Source organism: Mesorhizobium alhagi CCNWXJ12-2 (assembly GCF_000236565.1).
Lineage (GTDB): Bacteria > Pseudomonadota > Alphaproteobacteria > Rhizobiales > Rhizobiaceae > Allomesorhizobium > Allomesorhizobium alhagi.
Genome location: NZ_AHAM01000201.1, coordinates 1 through 18,979, shown reverse-complemented (window position 1 = coordinate 18,979; position 18,979 = coordinate 1). Strand labels below are relative to the sequence as shown.

Here is an 18,979-nt window from a genome sequence, read left to right as displayed (position 1 = left end):
CAAGGAGAAGCTGCAGGAGCGTCTCGCCAAGCTGGCCGGCGGTGTCGCCGTCATCCGCGTCGGCGGTGCGACCGAGATCGAAGTCAAGGAAAAGAAGGACCGCGTCGACGACGCGCTGAACGCCACGCGTGCAGCCGTTGAAGAAGGCATCGTTCCCGGTGGCGGCGTCGCGCTGCTGCGCGCTTCGCTGGCCATCACCGTCACCAGCGCCAATGCCGATCAGACGGCGGGCATCGCCATCGTCCGCCCCGCCCTGCAGGCTCCGGCCCGCCAGATCTCCGCCAACGCCGGGGCCGAGGCCTCGATCGTCGCCGGCAAGATCCTCGACAACGAGGGCGCGACATTCGGCTTCAACGCCCAGACCGGCGAATATGGCGACATGATCGCCATGGGCATCGTCGATCCGATGAAGGTCGTGCGCACGGCTCTCCAGGACGCGGCCTCGGTCGCCGGCCTGCTGGTCACCACCGAAGCCATGATCGCCGAGTCTCCGAAGAAGGAGTCCGCTGGCGGCATGCCGGGTGGTATGCCCGGCGGCGGCATGGGCGGAATGGGTGGCATGGATTTTTAAGGTCCACGCGTCTAAACAATCTCGAAGGGCGGTAGCGATGCCGCCCTTTTCTCTGGCGCGGATCCAAGCCGGCTGCCCGATCCACAGGCCTGCATGCGGCGCACTTCACGGCGGACACCAATGACTGAATTCATTCTGTTCGCCATAGTCGGCTTTCTCGCCCAGGCGGTCGACGGCGCGCTCGGCATGGCCTATGGCGCGATCTCCTCCACGGTTCTGCTCTCTTTCGGCGTCCCGCCGGCGCAGGCTTCGGCCGCGGTGCACGCGGCGGAAGTGTTCACCACGGCCGCATCGGGCACGGCGCACCATTACCACCGCAATATCGACTGGAAGCTGTTCTGGCGGCTTGCACCGTTCGGCATCCTCGGCGGCTGCCTCGGCGCCTTCGTGCTGACCTCCTTCGACGGCGACATGGTAAAACCCTACGTCACGACTTACCTCGCCACAATCGGGCTCTGGCTGTTCGTCCGGTCGTTCCGCAAGATGCCCACCAATCCGGTTCCCACCCGCCTGGTGGCGCCGCTGGGCACCGTCGGCGGATTCCTCGACGCGGCCGGCGGCGGCGGATGGGGTCCGATGGTCGTGACTGGCCTTCTTGGCGCCGGCGCGCCGCCCCGCTACGTGATCGGCACCGTCAATGCCGCCGAATTTCTGATCACGCTCGCAGTGTCCATCACCTTCATCGTCGCGCTCGTCACCGGGCATTGGCAGGAAGCGGGAGCGCTGTCGACGCATGCAAGCTCGGTGCTGGGGCTGATCGTGGGCGGCATAGTCGCCGCGCCGCTTGCCGGATTTATGGTCAAGGCGATCCGCGAGCAGACGCTTCTGCGCCTCGTCGGTTTCCTGATCATGCTGCTCGCTTTGTTCCAGACCGCCCAACAACTGGGATTCGTTTAACCTGAGCAAGCGGACTGCCCTTCCAAGGCTTCGCTTTTCTCTGAAGAGCCACTACTTCAGCACTCCAGCGGCGCAGCAAGGGTCAGACGGAAGTGGCAATCACATTAAGGTTCTCGATCATGGCCTGGACTTCCGCGTAGAGCTCCGCGTTCGTCTCGCCAGCATCGATCTCCACGATCAGGGCAAAGCGAGCATTGCGATTTTCCGGATCGGGGATAGTCTTGGTCTTCCACCAGCCGGCGACAGGATGCACCGCGATCAAGTTGCGGCGCGCCAAGTCGGATGCCGGGCACACTAATTCGTCGATGTGCAGCGACCCTACATCCCGTCGGTTGCGGCCGAACGTCCACTTGTCATCTTCCTCAAGGATCGGTTCATCGGGTTGTTCGGCGGTCTTGCTGATACGTGCAAGGAACGTGGCCCCGCTCTCGTTCGGCCGGTTCAGCTTAAAGCGCAGATTGTGTGAGGCGTATCGGAACTTCGAACCTCTTGCCGGTTCGGACGGGTTCGGTTCGATGAATGTACTCAGCGCAACGCGCAGGCTCGCGGGCGCATCAACCAATTTGCGCAATTCCGCGACCGGCCACGGCAACTGGAATACCTTCATCTCATTATGAACGTGCTGCGGGGAGGATTTGTCCGCCTTTCGGTAAGGCGTAATCGTGTCCTGCACCACAAGGGTCAGCGCATTGGAAGCGCTGCGACGCGCGCGCTTCAGGTCCGGAACCCCATAGCCATAGCGCTTGAACAGCGGCGCATAGTCTCCCTTGGCAGGGTTGACCGGCAAATGGCTCCTCATCTGAGGGGTCCAGCGTGCGGACGACACGAACAGGGCGCGGACGGTTTCGGGCCAAAGGTCGGGATAGTCAGACCAAAGCTCGGTCACGGCGCGCGCCGCCAGCGCTGTGGCGCCGCTCGTCTCACCGGTGGTGGTGAAGGCCCGCTGCGGGAACTGATGATCGGTGGTGAGGAGCGACAGCGCAGGATGCTTCATCGGTGGAGGGGCACCGTCAACCAGCCAATTGCCACCCTCGAAAACGATGTCGGGTTTGAGCGGCCAATGCGATGACCAGCTTGCCGTCCGCGATGATGGTGCGAGGTCGCCGACCGGCGCTAGCGGCGCGCCAAACTCGCCCGCCGGCAGCACATTTTTCTCGGTGTATGCTCCTACACAAATCGCGTTCCAGGCATGGGCCGGCGATTCCACTTCGTGGTCCGGGTAATCGCAGACAGTAAGATAGTCGTCGTTCGCGAATTGGTCCTGATTGGTGTTGCCGGCCGACACCAGGAGCAACCGCTTAATCTTCTTCTCGCCGGAAACACCGGAGGTCAGCTGGTCGATCTCGCTTGACCAGGACGTGGGGGCGCCATCGTGGGGCGTATCATCCTCGGTGGTGCTCGCCATCGTAAATGTCCGCCGACGGTCGCCGGTCACCTCTGCAGCATTGATGCCATCGCGCGTAACCGCCCCAAGCAGATGGTGCGGATTGTGGCCCGCGTCCGGGATGATCTTAGCGGACTCCAGCCGATGACGCACATGGATGGGGTTCATCGTCTGCAACGCGGCCGTTAGATCCCCGAACAGGGCTAGGCCGGCCAGCTGCGTACCGTGACCAACGTGGTCCTCAAAGCCCCACGCCGAATCAGCCGCATGACGGTCAGCAACGGCGAGGGCCGGAGCGATTAGCGGATGCGCCCTGCTGACGCCGCGATCGAGCAATGTGACGTAGTTGATGTCAGCACCGTCGTGGAACGTCGTCCTGCCCACGACGTCATCCAGCCAATCCACTTGCTCCTCGATCTCGAGTGCATCGAAATAGTCGGCCGTAACGGTCGGCGCTGCGAGCGCCCGGACCCCACCCAGCCGACGCACGGCCAAGGCCATTGCCTCGCCAGTCGACGTTCCGATCACAACGATATCTTCGGGGAATTCGAGGCGGTCGGTGCTGATGACGACGCCATATTCAGGAGCGCCTGCAATGAACTGGACAGCCGTTGCCTTGTCGAGCCAGATTTCCCAAGGCCTCGCGCCGTCTCCTTCGGGAAATTTTTGATTGGGGCTGCGCCACAACGCCCGCAAGCCGGCCTCGACAATCGCACCGATGCTCTGCACGAGGTCGGCATGAAAGGGTCGGCCTTCCGACCCGTCCTTTTTCGTCCGGTTCTTCTCCCGAAAGTCTTCGATCTTTTGACGGAGCTTGCTGATGCCGTTCTGGGAGGCGAAGACGGTGGCGCGACTAGGTTGCTCGTTCGCAGTGGCTGGCTCGACACTGAGGAGTGTGAGGCCGCTGGCATTGAGGCCAGACGTCGCCATCACCTCTCCCGGGCGTCCTTTCACCTCGAGATAAAGGCCGGGCCGGTTGACGGCTGCTACATTGGAAAGATGGTCAAGCGCCTGGAGGAGAGCATGTGCATGGGCCGCCCGATCGGCAACGTCACTTGGCCTTTTTGGCGACCCGCCGCCTTTGGCTTTGAAGACCTGCGCTCTTCCGCGACCCTGCAGGATGAAGTGTTCGCGGTCCCTCGGCATCCCCAGCCATTCCCCCTATTCCATGTAGCGAGCGGCGTCGGTCCAGGGAGGCGATGAGGGCTGTGGTCTCGATGCGGTCCTGATTTGCCAATACCGTTCTTCTTGCGGCGTCTTCCGCTGCGGCAACAACGTCGGCGGTCGATAAGCCTTCGGCGTGATGTGTGACATCGCGCCAGTCGACAGCGTTCGCCTCAAAGCCGCTCAACCGCCGGCGCAGCGCCTTCTCAATCGCTGAACCAGTTGGCATCTCGTACGGCAGAACGAGGTCGAAGCGACGCAGGACGGCTCGATCGAGAATTTGCGGAAGGTTCGTAGTCGCGACAACAATCGATGGGCCTGTGTCTTCATCCAGGAACTGCAGGAAAGAGTTCAGGATACGGCGGGCTTCACCAACATCGTTCTCAGCTCCCCGCGCCGCGGCAAGCGCATCGATCTCGTCGAACAGGTACACGCCCCGCGTGGTTCGAACCGCATCGAAAATCATGCGCAACTTTTGGGCGGTTTCGCCCATGAATTTCGTGATCAGCCCATGGAGCAGCACGGTAAAGAGCGGGAACCGCAGTTCGCCGGCAAGCGCGGCAGCGCTTAGGGTTTTCCCCGTTCCTGGAGGCCCAGCCAGCAATAGTCGCCGGCGCGGCCGCAACCCCTTTTCCTCCAGCCGCTCGCGCAAGCGCGTTTCGGTGACGATATGGGCTAGCTCGTCCTCTAGGTGAAACGGAAGAATGACGTCCTGGAGCCGCGTCGAGGGGTAACTGGCGTCGAGGAAGCCTGCGAGGTCGCCTCGAGGCGCTGCCAACGGCGTTGGCTTTGCAGTAGCAGGCTTCTGCGGAGTCCGACTCGCTTCAGCCCATTGCCTGAGCTGCTCGGCAAGCCTGGTGTGTCCTTTTTGGCTCTCCGCGGCAGCAAGCTGCATGGCGAGATCGAAGAAGCGTTCTTCGTCACCTTCGGCATGACTCTTGACGAGGCCTATAAGTTGCTGTGCCGATGCCATGCTACTTCGCCTTCCAGAGCTCCATGTGATCGCACCAAATCACCTGCAAAGGAGTTTATATGTCTAAAAAGTTAATGGAAGAGCGCGACACCCGTTCCAAGCACGTTCAACCGCCTTATTGCCGGACCTCGCCGGAGCCGACCCACCTTTCCGGCAAGGGATAACCTGCAAAAAAGACTTCAATGGGAAGCGGAAAGCTGTCGGAGGGGATGATGGTGCGCACCGATCAGACACGCCCATGCCGGTAGCCCCTCGAAATCCCGCGTTAAACGCTCGCATCCCGTTGCCCGACATCGGCCTCTCAAGCCCAACGCCCGCAACCAGGCATCGACCTGTCCAAACGCGTCCTGTCGCCACTGCTCGGCCGAGCGTCCCTCAAGAATGTCGGTTTCGGGTGCGAATTTGCGCACACTCGTGGCACCGCAACCGTCGACCGTGTCGAACTTGAACGATGTGCTGATAGCCTTGCACGCCGCTCTCGTGCTCGAGCACGGGCTTGCAGGCTTCGACCAGCGCCTCCGTGCCTCCGGGATAGTTGCGATTGCAATAATTGATGTGGCAGAGCGATGCCAGCGGCAGTTGGTGTTGTGTGCGGAGTTGAGCAGTGGCCAGACAACGGTCATGCTGAGGCTTGATCTCGAACTGCAGGTGCTCGCGCAGGTTCCTGTCGAGAGCGTCGAGGGGCCCGTCTGCCTGCCGCTTCGTGGAATGAGTTTGGAGGTAGCGCTCAGCGAAGAGCCGCGCTCCGGCGTGAAGCGCAAGCTCACGGCAAGGAAGAAGCCTTTAGGCGCTAGCAGACTTTGATTGTAGGCCCATAATATCACACACCAATCACACCTAACCTCGCTTGAACGGGGGCAAGCCTCCGACGTTCGTTGAGACGCTCTATACGACACCGCTGGCAATCAAAACGCTGTAACAAATCCTTCAAATAAATTTACAAGGTCTTCACGACCGCCAGTCGTTGACAATGATACGTTGACCGCAAGTCTGAGGTCCGGCACGGCCAACAAAAGTGATGCCGACTACCTTCGGGCCGCCGCACAGCACGCGACAGCGGGTTAACAGCAATGGTAAGAAGAGCGCTCATCTTGGTTGAAGGTCATAGGGGTACTGGTCTGCTCCAAGCGGCTCAGTGTCTTGATCTTCATCCAATTATTCTGACGGCTGATCCAGCTCGGTACGACTATCTTGCGGCGGAAAACGTTGAGGCAATCCGTGTCGATGTTGACAATCTCGATGCGTTGATCCGCGAATGTTCCCGGCTGCGTGCGACCCATGACATTGCTGGCATTACTGGCTTTGCGGGGGACCACGAGTCGGTCTATGCGACAGTCGGCAGGCTTTGCCGGCATTTCGATCTACCGGGACCGAACCCTGAATCGATTGAACGAAGCTGCGACAAATTCAATCAACGCCAGTTCCTCGCGCAGGCCGGCGTTCCAATACCTGCTTATCGGTTGGCAACGAATGCGGCGGAGGTAGAAAGCTCGGCTGCGGAGATCGACCACCACCGGCGTCATCGGCAATGGCGTGCTGGCATCGCTGACGCATCCGCAGCAACTGCACCGGGTGCGCAGCGGCCAAGTTCCGTGGTCGCAGGCGATCGAGGAGATCCTGCGCTGGGGCAGCACCGTGGCCAATCTGCCGTTCCGCTATGCCACCCAGGACGCAGAGATCGACGGATGCGCGGTCCGCCGCGGCGATGCCGTCCTGATGGCGTTCCATGCGGCGAACCGGGACGAAAAGGCCTTCGGTCCCGGCGCCGACAGGTTCGATATCACCCGGCGGCACAACCTGCACCTGTCGTTCGGCCAGGGGCCGCATTTCTGCCTGGGGCGCTGCGCTGGCGCGCCTGGAATTGCGCTGCGCCTTCCCCGCGCTGTTCGTGCGGCTGGAGGATCTGGCTTTGACCATCGCCGCGGAGGACGTCGTCTACATGCCGTCTTACGTCATTCGCTGCCCGCAGCGCCTGCCGGTCACCTTCCGCCCTTCCGTCGCTTAGAGAGCCAAGTGCCACCATGTCCGAACAACCCTTGCCGACGCTGCCGATGTGGCGCGTCGATCACATCGAGCCCTCGCCCGAGATGTTGGCGCTACGCGCCAACGGTCCGATCCACCGCGTGCGCTTCCCGTCCGGGCACGAAGGCTGGTGGGTGACAGGCTACGACGAGGCCAAGGCGGTGCTGTCCGACGCGGCGTTCCGGCCCGCGGGAATGCCGCCGGCTGCATTCACACCGGATTCGGTGATTCTCGGTTCGCCGGGGTGGCTGGTCTCGCATGAGGGGGGCGAGCATGCCCGGTTACGCACGATCGTGGCGCCGGCCTTCAGCAACCGCAGGGTGAAGCTGCTCGCGCAGCAGGTCGAGGCGATCGCCGCGCAGTTGTTCGAGACGCTGGCGGCCCAGCCCCAGCCCGCCGACCTGCGGCGCCACCTCTCCTTTCCGCTTCCGGCCATGGTCATCAGCGCGCTGATGGGCGTGCTCTACGAGGAACACGCCTTTTTCGCCGGGCTGTCCGACGAGGTGATGACGCACCAGCATGAAAGCGGCCCGCGCAGCGCGTCGCGCCTGGCCTGGGAAGAACTGCGCGCCTACATTCGCGGCAAGATGCGGGACAAGCGCCAGGATCCGGGCGACAACCTGCTGACGGATCTGCTCGCGGCGGTCGACCAGGGCAAGGCGACCGAGGAAGAGGCGATCGGCCTGGCGGCGGGCATGCTGGTGGCGGGGCACGAGAGCACCGTCGCGCAGATCGAATTCGGCCTGCTGGCCATGTTCCGCCATCCGCAACAGCGCGAACGCCTGGTCGGCGATCCATCCCTGGTGGACAAGGCGGTGGAGGAAATCCTGCGCATGTACCCGCCGGGCGCGGGCTGGGACGGCATCATGCGCTATCCGAGGACCGACGTGACCATCGCGGGCGTGCATATTCCCGCGGAGAGCAAGGTGCTGGTCGGTCTGCCGGCGACGTCGTTCGATCCACGCCATTTCGACGACCCGGAAATCTTCGACATCGGGCGCGCCGAAAAGCCGCACATGGCGTTCTCCTACGGGCCGCACACCTGCATCGGCGCGGCGCTGGCCAGGCTAGAACTCAAGGTGGTGTTCGGTTCGATCTTCCAGCGCTTTCCCGCGCTGCGCCTGGCCGTGGCGCCCGAAGAACTGAAGTTGCGCAAGGAGATCATCACTGGCGGGTTCGAGGAGTTCCCGGTGCTCTGGTGATGCGCGGACGCCGTCGGGAATCGCGATCTTCTCCGCAATTTGCCGGCGCGCCTGGCGCGCGCCGGTCAGATCAGCCAGCCAACAGGTAACCAAGATGGACGTGCAGGAAACCACGGCAGCATGCCGGGACGCCTTCGCCGAACTGGCGTCGCCAGCGTGCATCCACGACCCGTATCCGTTCATGCGGTGGTTGCGCGAGCACGATCCGGTGCATCGCGCGGCGTCGGGCCTCTTTCTGTTGAGCCGCCACGCCGACATCTACTGGGCGCTCAAGGCCACGGGCGATGCGTTTCGGGGACCGGCGCCGGGCGAACTGGCGCGCTATTTCCCGCGTGCGGCGACCAGCCTGTCGCTCAATCTGCTGGCGTCCACGCTAGCCATGAAGGAACCACCGACGCATACGCGTCTGCGCCGGCTGATCTCGCGCGATTTCACCATGCGCCAGATCGACAACCTGCGGCCGGCCATCGCGCGCATCGTCGCAGCGCGCCTGGACGGCATGGCGCCCGCGCTGGAGCGCGGGGAGACGGTGGACCTGCATCGGGAATTCGCGCTGGCCTTGCCCGTGCTGGTCTTCGCCGAACTGTTCGGCATGCCCCAGGACGACACGTTCGGGCTCGCCGCCGGCATCGGCGCCATTCTGGAAGGCCTGAGCCCGCACGCCAGCGATCCCCAGCTCGCCGCGGCGGACGCGGCCAGCGCCAGGGTGCAGGCCTACTTCGGCGACCTCATACAGCGCAAGCGCACCGATCCGCGCCACGACATCGTGTCGATGCTGGTCGGCGCACACGACGACGATGCCGACACGCTGTCGGATGCGGAGTTGATCAGCATGCTGTGGGGCATGCTGCTGGGCGGCTTCGCCACCACTGCTGCGACCATCGACCATGCGGTCTTGGCGATGCTGGCGTATCCCGAACAGCGGCACTGGCTGCAGGGAGACACCGTGGGGGTGAAGGCATTCGTCGAAGAAGTCCTGCGCTGCGACGCGCCCGCCATGTTCAGCTCCATTCCGCGTATCGCCCAGCGCGACATCGAACTGGGCGGCGTGGTGATCCCGAAGAACGCGGACGTACGCGTGCTGATCGCGGCCGGCAATCGCGACCCGGACGCCTTCGCCGATCCCGACCGCTTCGATCCCGCGCGGTTCTACGGCACCAGTCCTGGCATGTCGACCGACGGGAAGATCATGCTGAGCTTCGGCCACGGCATCCACTTCTGCCTCGGTGCGCAACTGGCCCGGGTGCAGTTGGCCGAGAGCCTGCCGCGGATCCAGGCGCGCTTCCCCACGCTGGTATTGGCCGAGCAGCCGACCCGGGAGCCCTCCGCGTTCCTTAGGACGTTCCGCGCGCTGCCGGTGCGGCTGGATGCGTAGGGGGGCTGAGATGCGCGTCGTGGTCGACCAGGATCTGTGCGGAACCACCGGGCAGTGCGTGCTGACGCTGCCGGGCATCTTTCGCCAGCGCGAACCGGACGGCGTGGCCGAAGTGTGCGTGGCAACGGTCCCGCAGGCGCTGCACGCCGCCGTGCGGCTCGCGGCCAGCCCGTGCCCGGTCGCCGCCATTCGGGTCATCGAAAGCGGCGCTGGCGATGACGAGCGCGCCAGCGCCGACCCTGTGCCTTCTCCGGCGGAGGCCGAGCGGCATGCCGCGAAAGACCAATGCAATCCAGGAGGACACGATGGGACGGTTTGAAGGCAAGGTGGCCGTGGTGACCGGCGCCGGCGCCGGCATCGGCAAGGCATGCGCCCTCGCCATCGCGCGCGAGGGCGGCAAAGTGGTGGTGGCCGACATTGATGGCTCGGCGGCCATCGCCTGCACCTCGCAGATCGCGGCCGAAGCGGGCCACGCTCTGGCCCTGGCCATGGACATCGCCGATGCGCAGGCGGTGGCGGCGCTGTTCGAGACGGCGGAGCGGCACTTCGGTGGGGTCGACCTGCTGGTGAACAACGCGAGCGCCATGCATCTGACCCCGCGCGACCGCGCGATCCTCGACCTGGACCTGGCGGTCTGGGATCAGACCATGGCGACCAATCTGCGCGGCACGCTGCTCTGCTGCCGGCAGGCCATCCCACGGATGATCGCCCGCGGCGGTGGCGCGATCGTCAACATGTCGTCGTGCCAGGGGCTCAGCGGTGACACCGCGCAGACGTCCTACGCCGCGTCGAAGGCGGCGATGAACATGCTGTCGGCCTCGCTCGCCACCCAGTACGGTCATGCGCAGATCCGCTGCAACGCGGTTGCGCCGGGTCTCATCATGACCGAGCGTCTCCTCACCAAGCTGGACGAGTGCATGCAACGGCATCTGCGCCGGCACCAGCTCCTGCCGCGCGTCGGCCGCCCCGAGGACGTGGCCGCGCTGGTGGCGTTCCTGCTCTGCGACGATGCTGCGTTCATCACCGGCCAGGTCGTGTGCATCGACGGCGGCATGCTGGCGCATGTGCCGACGTACGCCGACGGTGGCAACGGCCGCGCCGCGCGGCCTGCCGGCGACACCGCCGAAGCGGCCGCGGCGCCGCGCTGCTGATGGACATGCTGCTCAACCCGCTGAACCGTCGGCACCGGCTGCGGTACGACATCCCGGTCATGCCCGGCGCTTTCCCCCTGGTCGGGCATCTTCCCGCCATCGTCTGCGACCTGCCGCGCCTGCTGCGGCGCGCGGAACGGACGCTGGGCAGCCACTTCTGGCTGGATTTCGGCCCTGCCGGACACCTGATGACCTGCGTGGATCCGGATGCGTTCGCTCTGCTCCGGCACAAGGACGTGTCCTCGGCGCTGATCGAAGAGATCGCGCCCGAATTGCTTGGCGGAACGTTGGTCGCCCAGGACGGCGGCGCGCACCGGCAGGCGCGCGATGCGATCAAGGCGGCGTTCCTGCCCAAGGGGCTGACCCAGGCCGGCATCGGCGACCTGTTCGCGCCCGTCATCCGGGCGCGGGTGCAGGCGTGGCGCGACCGCGGCGACGTAACCATCCTGCGCGAAACCGGCGACCTGATGCTCAAGCTGATCTTCAGCCTCATGGGAATCCCCGCGCAGGACCTGCCGGGATGGCATCGCAAGTACCGGCAACTGCTGCAGTTGATCGTCGCGCCCCCGGTCGACCTGCCCGGACTGCCCTTGCGGCGCGGCCGCGCCGCCCGCGACTGGATCGACGCGCAGTTGCGCCAGTTCGTCCGCGACGCACGCGCGCATGCCGCGCGCACCGGGTTGATCAACGACATGGTGAGCGCCTTCGATCGCAGCGACGATGCGCTCTGCGATGACGTCCTGGTCGCCAATATCCGCTTGCTGCTGCTTGCCGGTCACGACACCACCGCCTCGACGATGGCCTGGATGGTGATCGAGCTGGCGCGGCAGCCTGTGCTGTGGGACGCCCTGGTCGAGGAGGCGCAACGCGTGGGCGCGGTGCCGACCCGGCACGTGGACCTGGCGCAGTGTCCGGTCGCCGAGGCGCTGTTTCGCGAGACGCTGCGCGTGCATCCGGCGACCACGCTCCTGCCGCGTCGCGCGCTGCAGGAATTGCAACTCGGCCAACGGCGCATTCCCGCGGGCACCCATCTGTGCATCCCGCTGCTGCATTTCTCGACCTCGGCGCTGCTGCACGAAGCGCCTGATCAGTTCCGCCTGGCGCGGTGGCTGCAACGCACGGAGCCGATCCGGCCGGTGGACATGCTGCAGTTCGGTACCGGCCCACACGGCTGCATCTGCTACCACCTGGTATGGCTGGAACTGGTGCAGTTCTCCATCGCCTTGGCGCTGACCATGCACAAGGCCGGGGTGCGGCCGCGGTTGCTGAGCGGCGTCGAAAAAGGCCGGCGCTATTACCCGACCGCACATCCGTCCATGACAATCCGCATCGGATTCTCATGAGCTGGCATCGCATGCCCCGTGTGGCGAGGCAGCGGCGCCGGCGACGCGCGGCATTGCTGCACTCGGCGCGCGCGCTCGGTGCGACGCCGGCAACACCGCGGCGGCTCGCCGCTCGCCGTGGCCGTCTCCTGTCAGGTTCAAGGACATGAACAACATGCAGACCGGTTCCACGCTACACAACGACCGAACTGGCGTTTCCGCGCTCGGCGGATTGGGCGCGCAGGCGCGCGGCGCATCCGGCAGGCTGCTGCCGGAGATCTGGATGCAGGACGGCGCAAAGCGGGTCGAACAGGCGCTGGCGCGTCTTTTCTGCGCCGAAGACGACGGTGAGACCGAGCTGATGGCGGCGATGCGCTACGCCACCTTGCATGGCGGGAAGCGCACCCGCGCCTTGCTCTGTCTGGCTGCCGGCGCACTGGCCGACACGCAGGCGCACATGCTCGACGACGTCGGCGCCGCCATCGAGATGATGCACGCCTGTACCCTGGTCCACGACGACCTGCCCGCGATGGACGACGACGTGCTTCGCCGCGGCCTTCCGACCGTGCACGTCAAGTTCGGCGAAGCCACTGCGATCCTGGTCGGCGATGCGCTGCAGGCGCACGCCTTCCTGACCCTGGCGAGCCTGGATGCGCCGGGCGACAACCGTATCGCGCTCGTGCGCGAACTGGCGCAGGCGGTGTCCGCCGAGGGTGCCGCAGGCGGGCAGGCCATGGATCTGTCGCTGGTCGGAAAGCACGTCGAGCTGGACAGGATCGTGGCGATGCACCGGATGAAGAGCGGAGCGCTAGTGCGCGCGTCCGTTCGCATGGGCGCGCTATGCGCCATCGCGGAGAATGCCGCGCACGCTGCGCTGTACTGTGCGCTCGATCGCTACAGCGCCTGTTTCGGCCTGGCGTTGCAGGTGGTCGACGACATTCTCGACGCGACAGCGGATACCGCGACGCTGGGCAAGACTCCCGGCAAGGACGCGGCGGCGCAGAAGCCGACCTGCGCGTCGATCATGGGGCTGCAGGCAGCGCGCCAGTTCGCGCTGGATCTGTTGCGCGACGCCGGGGAGGCCATCGCCCCGCTGGGGCCGCGTGCGGAACGGTTGGCGCAGATGCTGCAGCGGGCCAACGCGTATCTGTTCAAGCACGCGCCATCCGCATGAGCGCGCCCGTCCGCATGGAGTTGCCCCTGTGCCGCTGCGATCGGCCGGCGGCAGCTGCACTGTGTCCGAGTCCGCGGCGCCGATCGCAGCGGTTGCCCAGCACGGCCGCGACGTGCGCGGTGTCTGCCCGATCCTGGTTCTCGTCAACCGTCTGCAGAAGGAACATCCCGCGTGAACGCGCTGTCCGAACAGATCCTTTCCGAATTGCGCCACCTGCTGAGCGAGATGAGCGACGGCGGCAGCGTCGGTCCGTCCGTCTACGACACGGCGCGAGCTCTGCAGTTCCACGGCAACGTCACCGGTCGGCAGGACGCATACGCGTGGCTCATCGCGCAGCAACAGGCCGATGGCGGATGGGGAAGCGCGGACTTCCCGCTGTTTCGCCATGCGCCCACGTGGGCGGCGTTGCTGGCATTGCAGCGTGCCGATCCTATTCCCGGCGCTGCCGACGCAGTTCAGGCTGCAACCCGGTTCCTCGAGCGCCAGCCCGATCCCTACGCGCATGCAGTGCCGGAAGACGCGCCGATCGGCGCGGAGCTGATCCTGCCGCAGTTGTGCGGCAAGGTCGCATCCTTGCTGGGCGGCGTGGCGTTTCCGCGCCACCCGGCGCTGTTGCCGTTGCGGCAAGCGTGCCTGGTCAAGCTGGGGGCGGTGGCGATGTTGCCGAGCGGCCATCCGTTGCTGCACTCCTGGGAAGCCTGGGGGACGTCGCCGACCACCGCATGCCCGGATGACGACGGCAGCATCGGCATCAGTCCGGCGGCCACCGCCGCGTGGCGTGCGCACGCCGTGACACAGGGGAGCACGCCGCAGGTCGGGCGCGCCGACGCGTATCTGCGGGCGGCATCGCGGGCGACGCGCTGCGGCATCGAAGGTGTCGTTCCCAACGTCTGGCCGATCAATGTGTTCGAGCCATGCTGGTCGCTGTACACCCTGCATCTGGCCGGGCTGTTCGCGCATCCCGCGCTCGCCGAGGCGGTGCGCGTGATCGTCGCGCAGCTCGGCGCCCGCCTGGGCGTGCGCGGTCTGGGCCCGGCCTTGCACTTCGCGGCCGATGCGGACGACACCGCCGTTGCGTTGTGCGTCCTGCGCCTTGCAGGCCGCGACCCGGCGGTCGATGCGTTGCGCCATTTCGAAATCGGCGAGCTGTTCGTCACCTTCCCCGGCGAGCGCAATGCCTCGGTGTCGACCAACATCCATGCCCTGCATGCGTTGCGACTGTTGGGAAAGCCCGCCGCCGGCACCAGCGCCTACGTCGAGGCCAATCGCAACCCGCACGGTCTATGGGACAACGAAAAATGGCACGTTTCGTGGCTGTATCCCACCGCGCATGCGGTCGCTGCGCTGGCGCAAGGCAAGCCCCAGTGGCGCGACGAGCGCGCGCTGGCGGCGCTGCTGCAGGCGCAGCACAACGACGGCGGCTGGGGCGCCGGTCGCGCGTCCACATTCGAGGAAACCGCCTATGCGCTGTTGGCGTTGCACGTGATGGACGGGAGCGAAGAGCCGACAGGGCGCCGGCGCATCGCGCAGGCGGTGGCGCGTGCGCTGGAGTGGATGCTCGCCCGCCATGCGGCGCATGCATTGCCGCAGACGCCGCTGTGGATCGGCAAGGAACTGTATTGCCCCACCCGGGTCGTGCGCGTGGCCGAACTCGCCGGGTTGTGGCTGGCGCTTCGTTGGGGGCGGCGCGTCCTGGCCGAGGGAGCAGGAGCGGCGCCATGATCCAGACCGAACGCGCGCTGCAGCAGGTGCTGGAGTGGGGGCGTTCCCTGACCGGGTTCGCCGACGAGCATGCCGTGGAAGCGGTCAGGGGCGGCCACTACATCCTGCAGCGCATCCACCCGAGCCTGCGCGACACCAGTGCCCGCACCGGCCGCGATCCGCAGGACGAAACGCTGATCGTGGCGTTCTATCGCGAACTGGCGCTGCTGTTCTGGCTCGACGATTGCAACGACCTTGGCCTGATCGCGCCGGAGCAGCTCGCCGCGGTGGAGCAGGCGCTGGGGCGGGGCGTGCCGTGCGCGCTCCCCGGATTCGAGGGCTGCGCTGTGCTGCGCGCTTCGCTGGCCGCGCTCGCCTACGATCGTCGCGACTATGCTCAGCTTCTCGATGATACCCGGTGCTACTGCGCGGCGCTGCGCGCCGGACACGCGCAGGCGGCACGGGCGGAACGCTGGTCCTACGCCGAGTACCTGCACAACGGCATCGATTCGATCGCCTACGCGAACGTGTTCTGTTGCCTGTCGTTGCTGTGGGGGCTGGACATGGCGACCTTGCGCGCGCGTCCGGCGTTTCGCCAGGTCCTGCGGCTCATCTCCGCGATAGGGCGCCTGCAGAACGATCTGCATGGACGCGACAAGGAAAGGTCGGCCGGCGAGGCCGACAACGCGGCGATCCTGCTGCTGCAGCGCTATCCGGCTATGCCTGTGGTGGAGTTCCTCAACGATGAGCTGGCCGGCCATACGCGCATGCTGCACCGGGTGATGGCGGAAGAACGCTTTCCCGCGCCGTGGGGACCGTTGATCGAGGCCATGGCGGCTATCCGCGCGCAGTACTACCAGACCTCGACCAGCCGCTACCGCAGCGACGCTGCTGGGGGAGGCCAGCGTGCGCCGGCCTGAACGCCGGGAGGCGGCGGCGTGCGCGCGCTGCCGTCGGTCCGATCCGACGCAACGCCGTCGCCCGATGCGACGGATGGAGCGAGCATGAGCGACACCGCCCTGAGCCGGCGCAAGGAGGACCATCTGGACATCGTGCTGGATCGGCGAACGGCGGCGGCCACGGTCGCCGCCGGCTGGGAGTACATCCGTTTCGAACACTGCGCATTGCCCGAGTTGGACCTGACGCAGATCGACCTGCGCGCCTCGCTGCTGGGCAAGACCATGCGCGCGCCGCTGCTGATCAGCTCCATGACCGGCGGCATGCCACGCGCCGAGGCCATCAACCGGCATCTGAGCGAGGCAGCGCAAGCCTTGGGGATCGCCATGTGCGTCGGTTCGCAGCGCGTGAGCCTGCAATCCCGCAACTCCCAGGGGCTGACGCGCGCGCTGCGCCGCCTGGCCCCAGACATTCCCTTGCTGGCCAATATCGGCGCCGCGCAACTGCGCGAGGCCGACGGCCTGGACCTGGCGCGCCGGGCGGTGGATGCGCTGGAGGCCGATGGACTCATCGTCCATCTCAATTCGCTGCAGGAAGCGGTGCAGCCGGAGGGCGACCGCGACTGGCGCGGCGTCCTGGCGCAGATCGCTCGCGCCGCGCGCCGCGTGGGCGTGCCGATCGTGGCCAAGGAAGTGGGGTCGGGCCTGTCCGCCTCGGTGGCCTGTGCGCTCGTCGAGGCGGGCGTGGCGGTGATCGATGTCGCCGGCGCCGGCGGCACCAGTTGGGCCGCGGTGGAGGGCGAGCGCGCCCGCGATGCCGCCGACCGTGCAGTGGCGATGGTGTTCGCCGATTGGGGGATTCCGACCCCGGCCAGCGTGCAGGCGGTACGTCGGGCGCTGCCAACGGTGAAGCTGGTCGCGTCGGGCGGGATCCGCGACGGCGTCGACGTGGCCAAGGCCATCCGCCTGGGCGCGGACATCGCCGGGCAGGCGGCCGGCGTGCTGCGCGCGGCGACGGTGTCCTCCGAGGCGGTTGTCGCGCATTTCGAGATCGTCATCCGCCAGTTGGCCGTCGCCTGCTTCTGCACCGGCTCGGCTGATCTGGCGGCGTTGCGTCAGGCGCGCTTGTTGGCGTCGGTTCCGGTAGAGGGCGAAATGACACCCTAAGGTCTGCCTCCTCTGTCTTCCCTGACAATGACCCTGTCGTCTGTGCAAGCAGGTGCAGGGTTCACATAGGCGACTGGCAGGGCCGTTAAAGCCGGATTTCACTAGCAGATGCGTGGAGGGGTCAAATCCTCACTTCGATTGACAGGCCGGAGGCTTTTCCTGATTCCTCACCATGCGGTGAGTTACCGGCTGCCGCATCTCGGCCGTGAATATGCCAAACCGATTACATTGTTGGAAAGAAGTAACTCGAGCGAAAATGTGCAATTTGCCTTCGACACGTGTCCTAACCGCGCAGAGATATCAATTTCCACGTCCTGGAATTCAAGAAAGTCATTATACAGTGGAAAATAGGCTTTATATACAGCCTCCTTCAAAACAAAGAGGTTCCGCCGTTCAAGCAGGCGTAGATCGTACATGCGTTGCTCGTTAGGGGTAGCAATCAACTCGATCAAGTTCTCCGGCAGAGGTTCATTAGGTTCAATGTCGATGCCGAGAGCTGCAATCCTCTTCGTCCCGGCAATAGCGGCGGCTGCTACTGTATCGTGGTGAGCCAAAGATCCGACGATGCCGGCTGGCCAGATCGGAACACCAGAGCGCGTCTTTAAGATCGGCAGTGGTGGGAATCCCAGTTGCCCAAGAAGTGTTCGGGCAATAACTCTTGCGGCACCGCTTTGGCGGCGGACTTTGGGAACAGCGCGTCCCGTAGAGGTAACTTCGGAAGCGTACAAGGCCGATTCGTCAGCCAGCTCTATCGGACGAATGCCGACGAGGATGTTCTGTTGATCAATCGTGATAATCTCCATCCATTTGGTCCTATGAGCTTGTCCAATGAGAAGCTCAGCCAATGTAGCTTGGCGTTGGAATTAATCCGACTCGGGCGTCGATCAGCAGCGGCGGCGGACCACACATGAAGCGCTTCCCATCTTTGGATCACCAAGCCAGGACTTTCCGACATTCAGGGTATTGTCGGGGTCTCGAGACTGAACCCGGTCGGGGTGCCAGAACCGTCGGAGCAGTTCGCTAGGGATGTTTTTCAAGGGCCCCGGTTAAGGGCGTAGAAATGGCTCGGGCCAGAGCTTTGCGGTTTTCCAGAACACTGATCATCGTCACGTGGTCGCCTCCAATCGGTACGGCAGTAATGGCCCCTCGACTCAAGACGCGGTCCCAGCCGCGCATGGGCGAACGTGCCTCTGGGCCTAATGAACTCTTAGCTTGTCGTGCTCGAGAACTGAAGAGAGCCTCGGTGGCATAAAACTGATGTATCGCAATTGGCAGGGATGGGACTTGGTACGCCTGCAGCGCCTTGTGAAACTGGGCGATCTTTTCATACATGAACACTTCATTGTGGAGATCACGATCCAGAGGTATCGCCCCGATTTGCTGCGCCTTTTCGAGCAGCTGAGCGATTGAACTTTGTCCAGCAAATTGCTCCAACACTTCGAAGCTCTCATCATCTGAGGATTCAAAAGAATCGAGCACCACGTCTCGTACCAATTGGAAGGATGATATCTTTGTCAAGTTTGCAGGTAGCGTAACATCGATCAACGCCATGAAAGATATAGCTTCATCGAGATCCAGTAAGAGCTGGGCTATGGCGTAAGCCAAGATTCCGCCTGATGAGTATCCAGCGAAGCGATACGGACCCTGCGGCTGGATCTCTCTAATCGCCACGATGATGTCCGCGGCCATCGCCTCAAGAGATGGTGGACAAACGTCATTGAAAGGCGGCCATGGTAGAGCGTAGATGGGACAGTCTGTGTCCATTTCGTTCGCCAAACCGAGGACATAGGAACAATCGCCCAAACCTGTGGGAACAAAGAAGAGCGGCGGCTGCGATCCGGTTGGTCGTACGCAAATCACTCCCGGAGTACTGGGCTGTCGCTCCAAATAAATCTTCGATGCAAGTTCCTTCAGAACAGGGGCTTGGAAGAGGTCGGCGGCGCTAAAGTTCAGCCCAAGATCTACTGCTCGACTGAGCAC

Annotated in this window: 17 protein-coding genes and 1 pseudogene; 14 read left to right on the top strand and 4 right to left on the bottom strand. The window is 64.8% G+C overall.

The features are described from left to right. Positions 1–571 (top strand): TCP-1/cpn60 chaperonin family protein (locus tag MAXJ12_RS22590; protein WP_008838328.1); only part of this gene is annotated, 571 nt, incomplete at its 5' end. A 120-nt stretch (positions 572–691) separates the two neighbouring features. Beyond that, positions 692–1,468, top strand: a complete 777-nt coding sequence (locus MAXJ12_RS22585; RefSeq protein WP_008838327.1) for a sulfite exporter TauE/SafE family protein — start codon at positions 692–694, stop codon at positions 1,466–1,468. An 82-nt stretch (positions 1,469–1,550) separates the two neighbouring features. Here the strand turns inward: MAXJ12_RS22585 and MAXJ12_RS22580 are convergent, their stop codons facing one another. Together MAXJ12_RS22580 and MAXJ12_RS22575 are read right to left on the bottom strand one after the other, a co-directional pair. After that, positions 1,551–3,998 (bottom strand): S8 family peptidase, encoded by a 2,448-nt coding sequence (locus tag MAXJ12_RS22580; protein WP_244421556.1) that lies wholly within the window; start codon positions 3,996–3,998, stop codon positions 1,551–1,553. After that, positions 3,904–4,989, bottom strand: coding sequence for an AAA family ATPase (locus tag MAXJ12_RS22575; RefSeq protein WP_008838325.1), 1,086 nt, complete (start codon positions 4,987–4,989; stop codon positions 3,904–3,906). Before MAXJ12_RS22575 ends, MAXJ12_RS22580 begins: the two co-directional genes overlap by 95 nt. Positions 4,990–5,433: 444 nt before the next feature. Here MAXJ12_RS22575 and MAXJ12_RS22570 point away from each other — a divergent pair, with 444 nt between their 5' ends. The 12 genes and pseudogenes from MAXJ12_RS22570 (at position 5,434) to fni (ending at position 16,999) form a co-directional block, all read left to right on the top strand. Then, on the top strand, positions 5,434–5,793 hold the full coding sequence (locus MAXJ12_RS22570; protein WP_157999653.1) for a hypothetical protein: 360 nt from the start codon (positions 5,434–5,436) through the stop codon (positions 5,791–5,793). A 266-nt stretch (positions 5,794–6,059) separates the two neighbouring features. Continuing rightward, positions 6,060–6,494: pseudogene (locus MAXJ12_RS39025) on the top strand (ATP-grasp domain-containing protein); the annotation flags it as partial. A 28-nt stretch (positions 6,495–6,522) separates the two neighbouring features. Beyond that, positions 6,523–7,149, top strand: coding sequence for a cytochrome P450 (locus MAXJ12_RS22560; RefSeq protein ID WP_341872544.1), 627 nt, complete (start codon positions 6,523–6,525; stop codon positions 7,147–7,149). Then, on the top strand, positions 7,041–8,213 hold the full coding sequence (locus tag MAXJ12_RS22555; RefSeq protein WP_244421557.1) for a cytochrome P450: 1,173 nt from the start codon (positions 7,041–7,043) through the stop codon (positions 8,211–8,213). Before MAXJ12_RS22560 ends, MAXJ12_RS22555 begins: the two co-directional genes overlap by 109 nt. 94 nt (positions 8,214–8,307) lie before the next feature. Continuing rightward, positions 8,308–9,588, top strand: coding sequence for a cytochrome P450 (locus MAXJ12_RS22550; protein WP_008838320.1), 1,281 nt, complete (start codon positions 8,308–8,310; stop codon positions 9,586–9,588). 10 nt (positions 9,589–9,598) lie between these two features. Beyond that, positions 9,599–9,907 carry a ferredoxin gene (locus MAXJ12_RS22545; protein WP_008838319.1) on the top strand — a complete coding sequence of 103 codons (309 nt, stop codon included), beginning with the start codon at positions 9,599–9,601 and terminating at the stop codon, positions 9,905–9,907. Further along, a complete protein-coding gene (locus MAXJ12_RS22540) occupies positions 9,894–10,739 on the top strand; it encodes an SDR family oxidoreductase (protein WP_008838318.1) in 846 nt (281 codons plus the stop codon). The genes MAXJ12_RS22545 and MAXJ12_RS22540 overlap by 14 nt, the downstream gene beginning before the upstream one ends. Continuing rightward, on the top strand, positions 10,739–12,082 hold the full coding sequence (locus tag MAXJ12_RS22535; RefSeq protein WP_008838317.1) for a cytochrome P450: 1,344 nt from the start codon (positions 10,739–10,741) through the stop codon (positions 12,080–12,082). Before MAXJ12_RS22540 ends, MAXJ12_RS22535 begins: the two co-directional genes overlap by 1 nt. Before the next feature lie 154 nt (positions 12,083–12,236). Next, positions 12,237–13,235 carry a polyprenyl synthetase family protein gene (locus MAXJ12_RS22530; protein WP_040587422.1) on the top strand — a complete coding sequence of 333 codons (999 nt, stop codon included), beginning with the start codon at positions 12,237–12,239 and terminating at the stop codon, positions 13,233–13,235. A gap of 171 nt (positions 13,236–13,406) precedes the next feature. Next, the gene (locus MAXJ12_RS22525; RefSeq protein WP_008838314.1) at positions 13,407–14,957 is read left to right on the top strand and encodes a hypothetical protein; all 1,551 of its coding nucleotides are present in this window, start codon (positions 13,407–13,409) and stop codon (positions 14,955–14,957) included. Beyond that, positions 14,954–15,856, top strand: a complete 903-nt coding sequence (locus tag MAXJ12_RS22520) for a terpene synthase family protein (protein ID WP_008838313.1) — start codon at positions 14,954–14,956, stop codon at positions 15,854–15,856. Before MAXJ12_RS22525 ends, MAXJ12_RS22520 begins: the two co-directional genes overlap by 4 nt. Before the next feature lie 84 nt (positions 15,857–15,940). After that, on the top strand, positions 15,941–16,999 hold the full coding sequence (gene fni / locus MAXJ12_RS22515; RefSeq protein ID WP_040587427.1) for a type 2 isopentenyl-diphosphate Delta-isomerase: 1,059 nt from the start codon (positions 15,941–15,943) through the stop codon (positions 16,997–16,999). A gap of 182 nt (positions 17,000–17,181) precedes the next feature. Here fni and MAXJ12_RS22510 read toward each other — a convergent pair whose 3' ends face one another. Both MAXJ12_RS22510 and MAXJ12_RS22505 read right to left on the bottom strand, forming a co-directional pair. Further along, positions 17,182–17,802, bottom strand: a complete 621-nt coding sequence (locus tag MAXJ12_RS22510) for a 4'-phosphopantetheinyl transferase family protein (protein WP_008838311.1) — start codon at positions 17,800–17,802, stop codon at positions 17,182–17,184. Positions 17,803–18,019: 217 nt separating this feature from the next. Next, the coding region (locus tag MAXJ12_RS22505; RefSeq protein ID WP_139043991.1) for a thioesterase domain-containing protein at positions 18,020–18,979 on the bottom strand (960 nt) is incomplete at its 5' end.

Coding starts and splice junctions, on each gene's coding strand:
- MAXJ12_RS22585 (WP_008838327.1), top strand. CDS start 692: ATGACTGAATTCATTCTGTTCGCCATAGTCGGCTTTCTCGCCCAGGCG.
- MAXJ12_RS22580 (WP_244421556.1), bottom strand. CDS start 3,998: ATGCCGAGGGACCGCGAACACTTCATCCTGCAGGGTCGCGGAAGAGCG.
- MAXJ12_RS22575 (WP_008838325.1), bottom strand. CDS start 4,989: ATGGCATCGGCACAGCAACTTATAGGCCTCGTCAAGAGTCATGCCGAA.
- MAXJ12_RS22555 (WP_244421557.1), top strand. CDS start 7,041: ATGTGGCGCGTCGATCACATCGAGCCCTCGCCCGAGATGTTGGCGCTA.
- MAXJ12_RS22550 (WP_008838320.1), top strand. CDS start 8,308: ATGGACGTGCAGGAAACCACGGCAGCATGCCGGGACGCCTTCGCCGAA.
- MAXJ12_RS22545 (WP_008838319.1), top strand. CDS start 9,599: ATGCGCGTCGTGGTCGACCAGGATCTGTGCGGAACCACCGGGCAGTGC.
- MAXJ12_RS22540 (WP_008838318.1), top strand. CDS start 9,894: ATGGGACGGTTTGAAGGCAAGGTGGCCGTGGTGACCGGCGCCGGCGCC.
- MAXJ12_RS22535 (WP_008838317.1), top strand. CDS start 10,739: ATGGACATGCTGCTCAACCCGCTGAACCGTCGGCACCGGCTGCGGTAC.
- MAXJ12_RS22530 (WP_040587422.1), top strand. CDS start 12,237: ATGCAGACCGGTTCCACGCTACACAACGACCGAACTGGCGTTTCCGCG.
- MAXJ12_RS22520 (WP_008838313.1), top strand. CDS start 14,954: ATGATCCAGACCGAACGCGCGCTGCAGCAGGTGCTGGAGTGGGGGCGT.
- fni (WP_040587427.1), top strand. CDS start 15,941: ATGAGCGACACCGCCCTGAGCCGGCGCAAGGAGGACCATCTGGACATC.
- MAXJ12_RS22510 (WP_008838311.1), bottom strand. CDS start 17,802: ATGGAGATTATCACGATTGATCAACAGAACATCCTCGTCGGCATTCGT.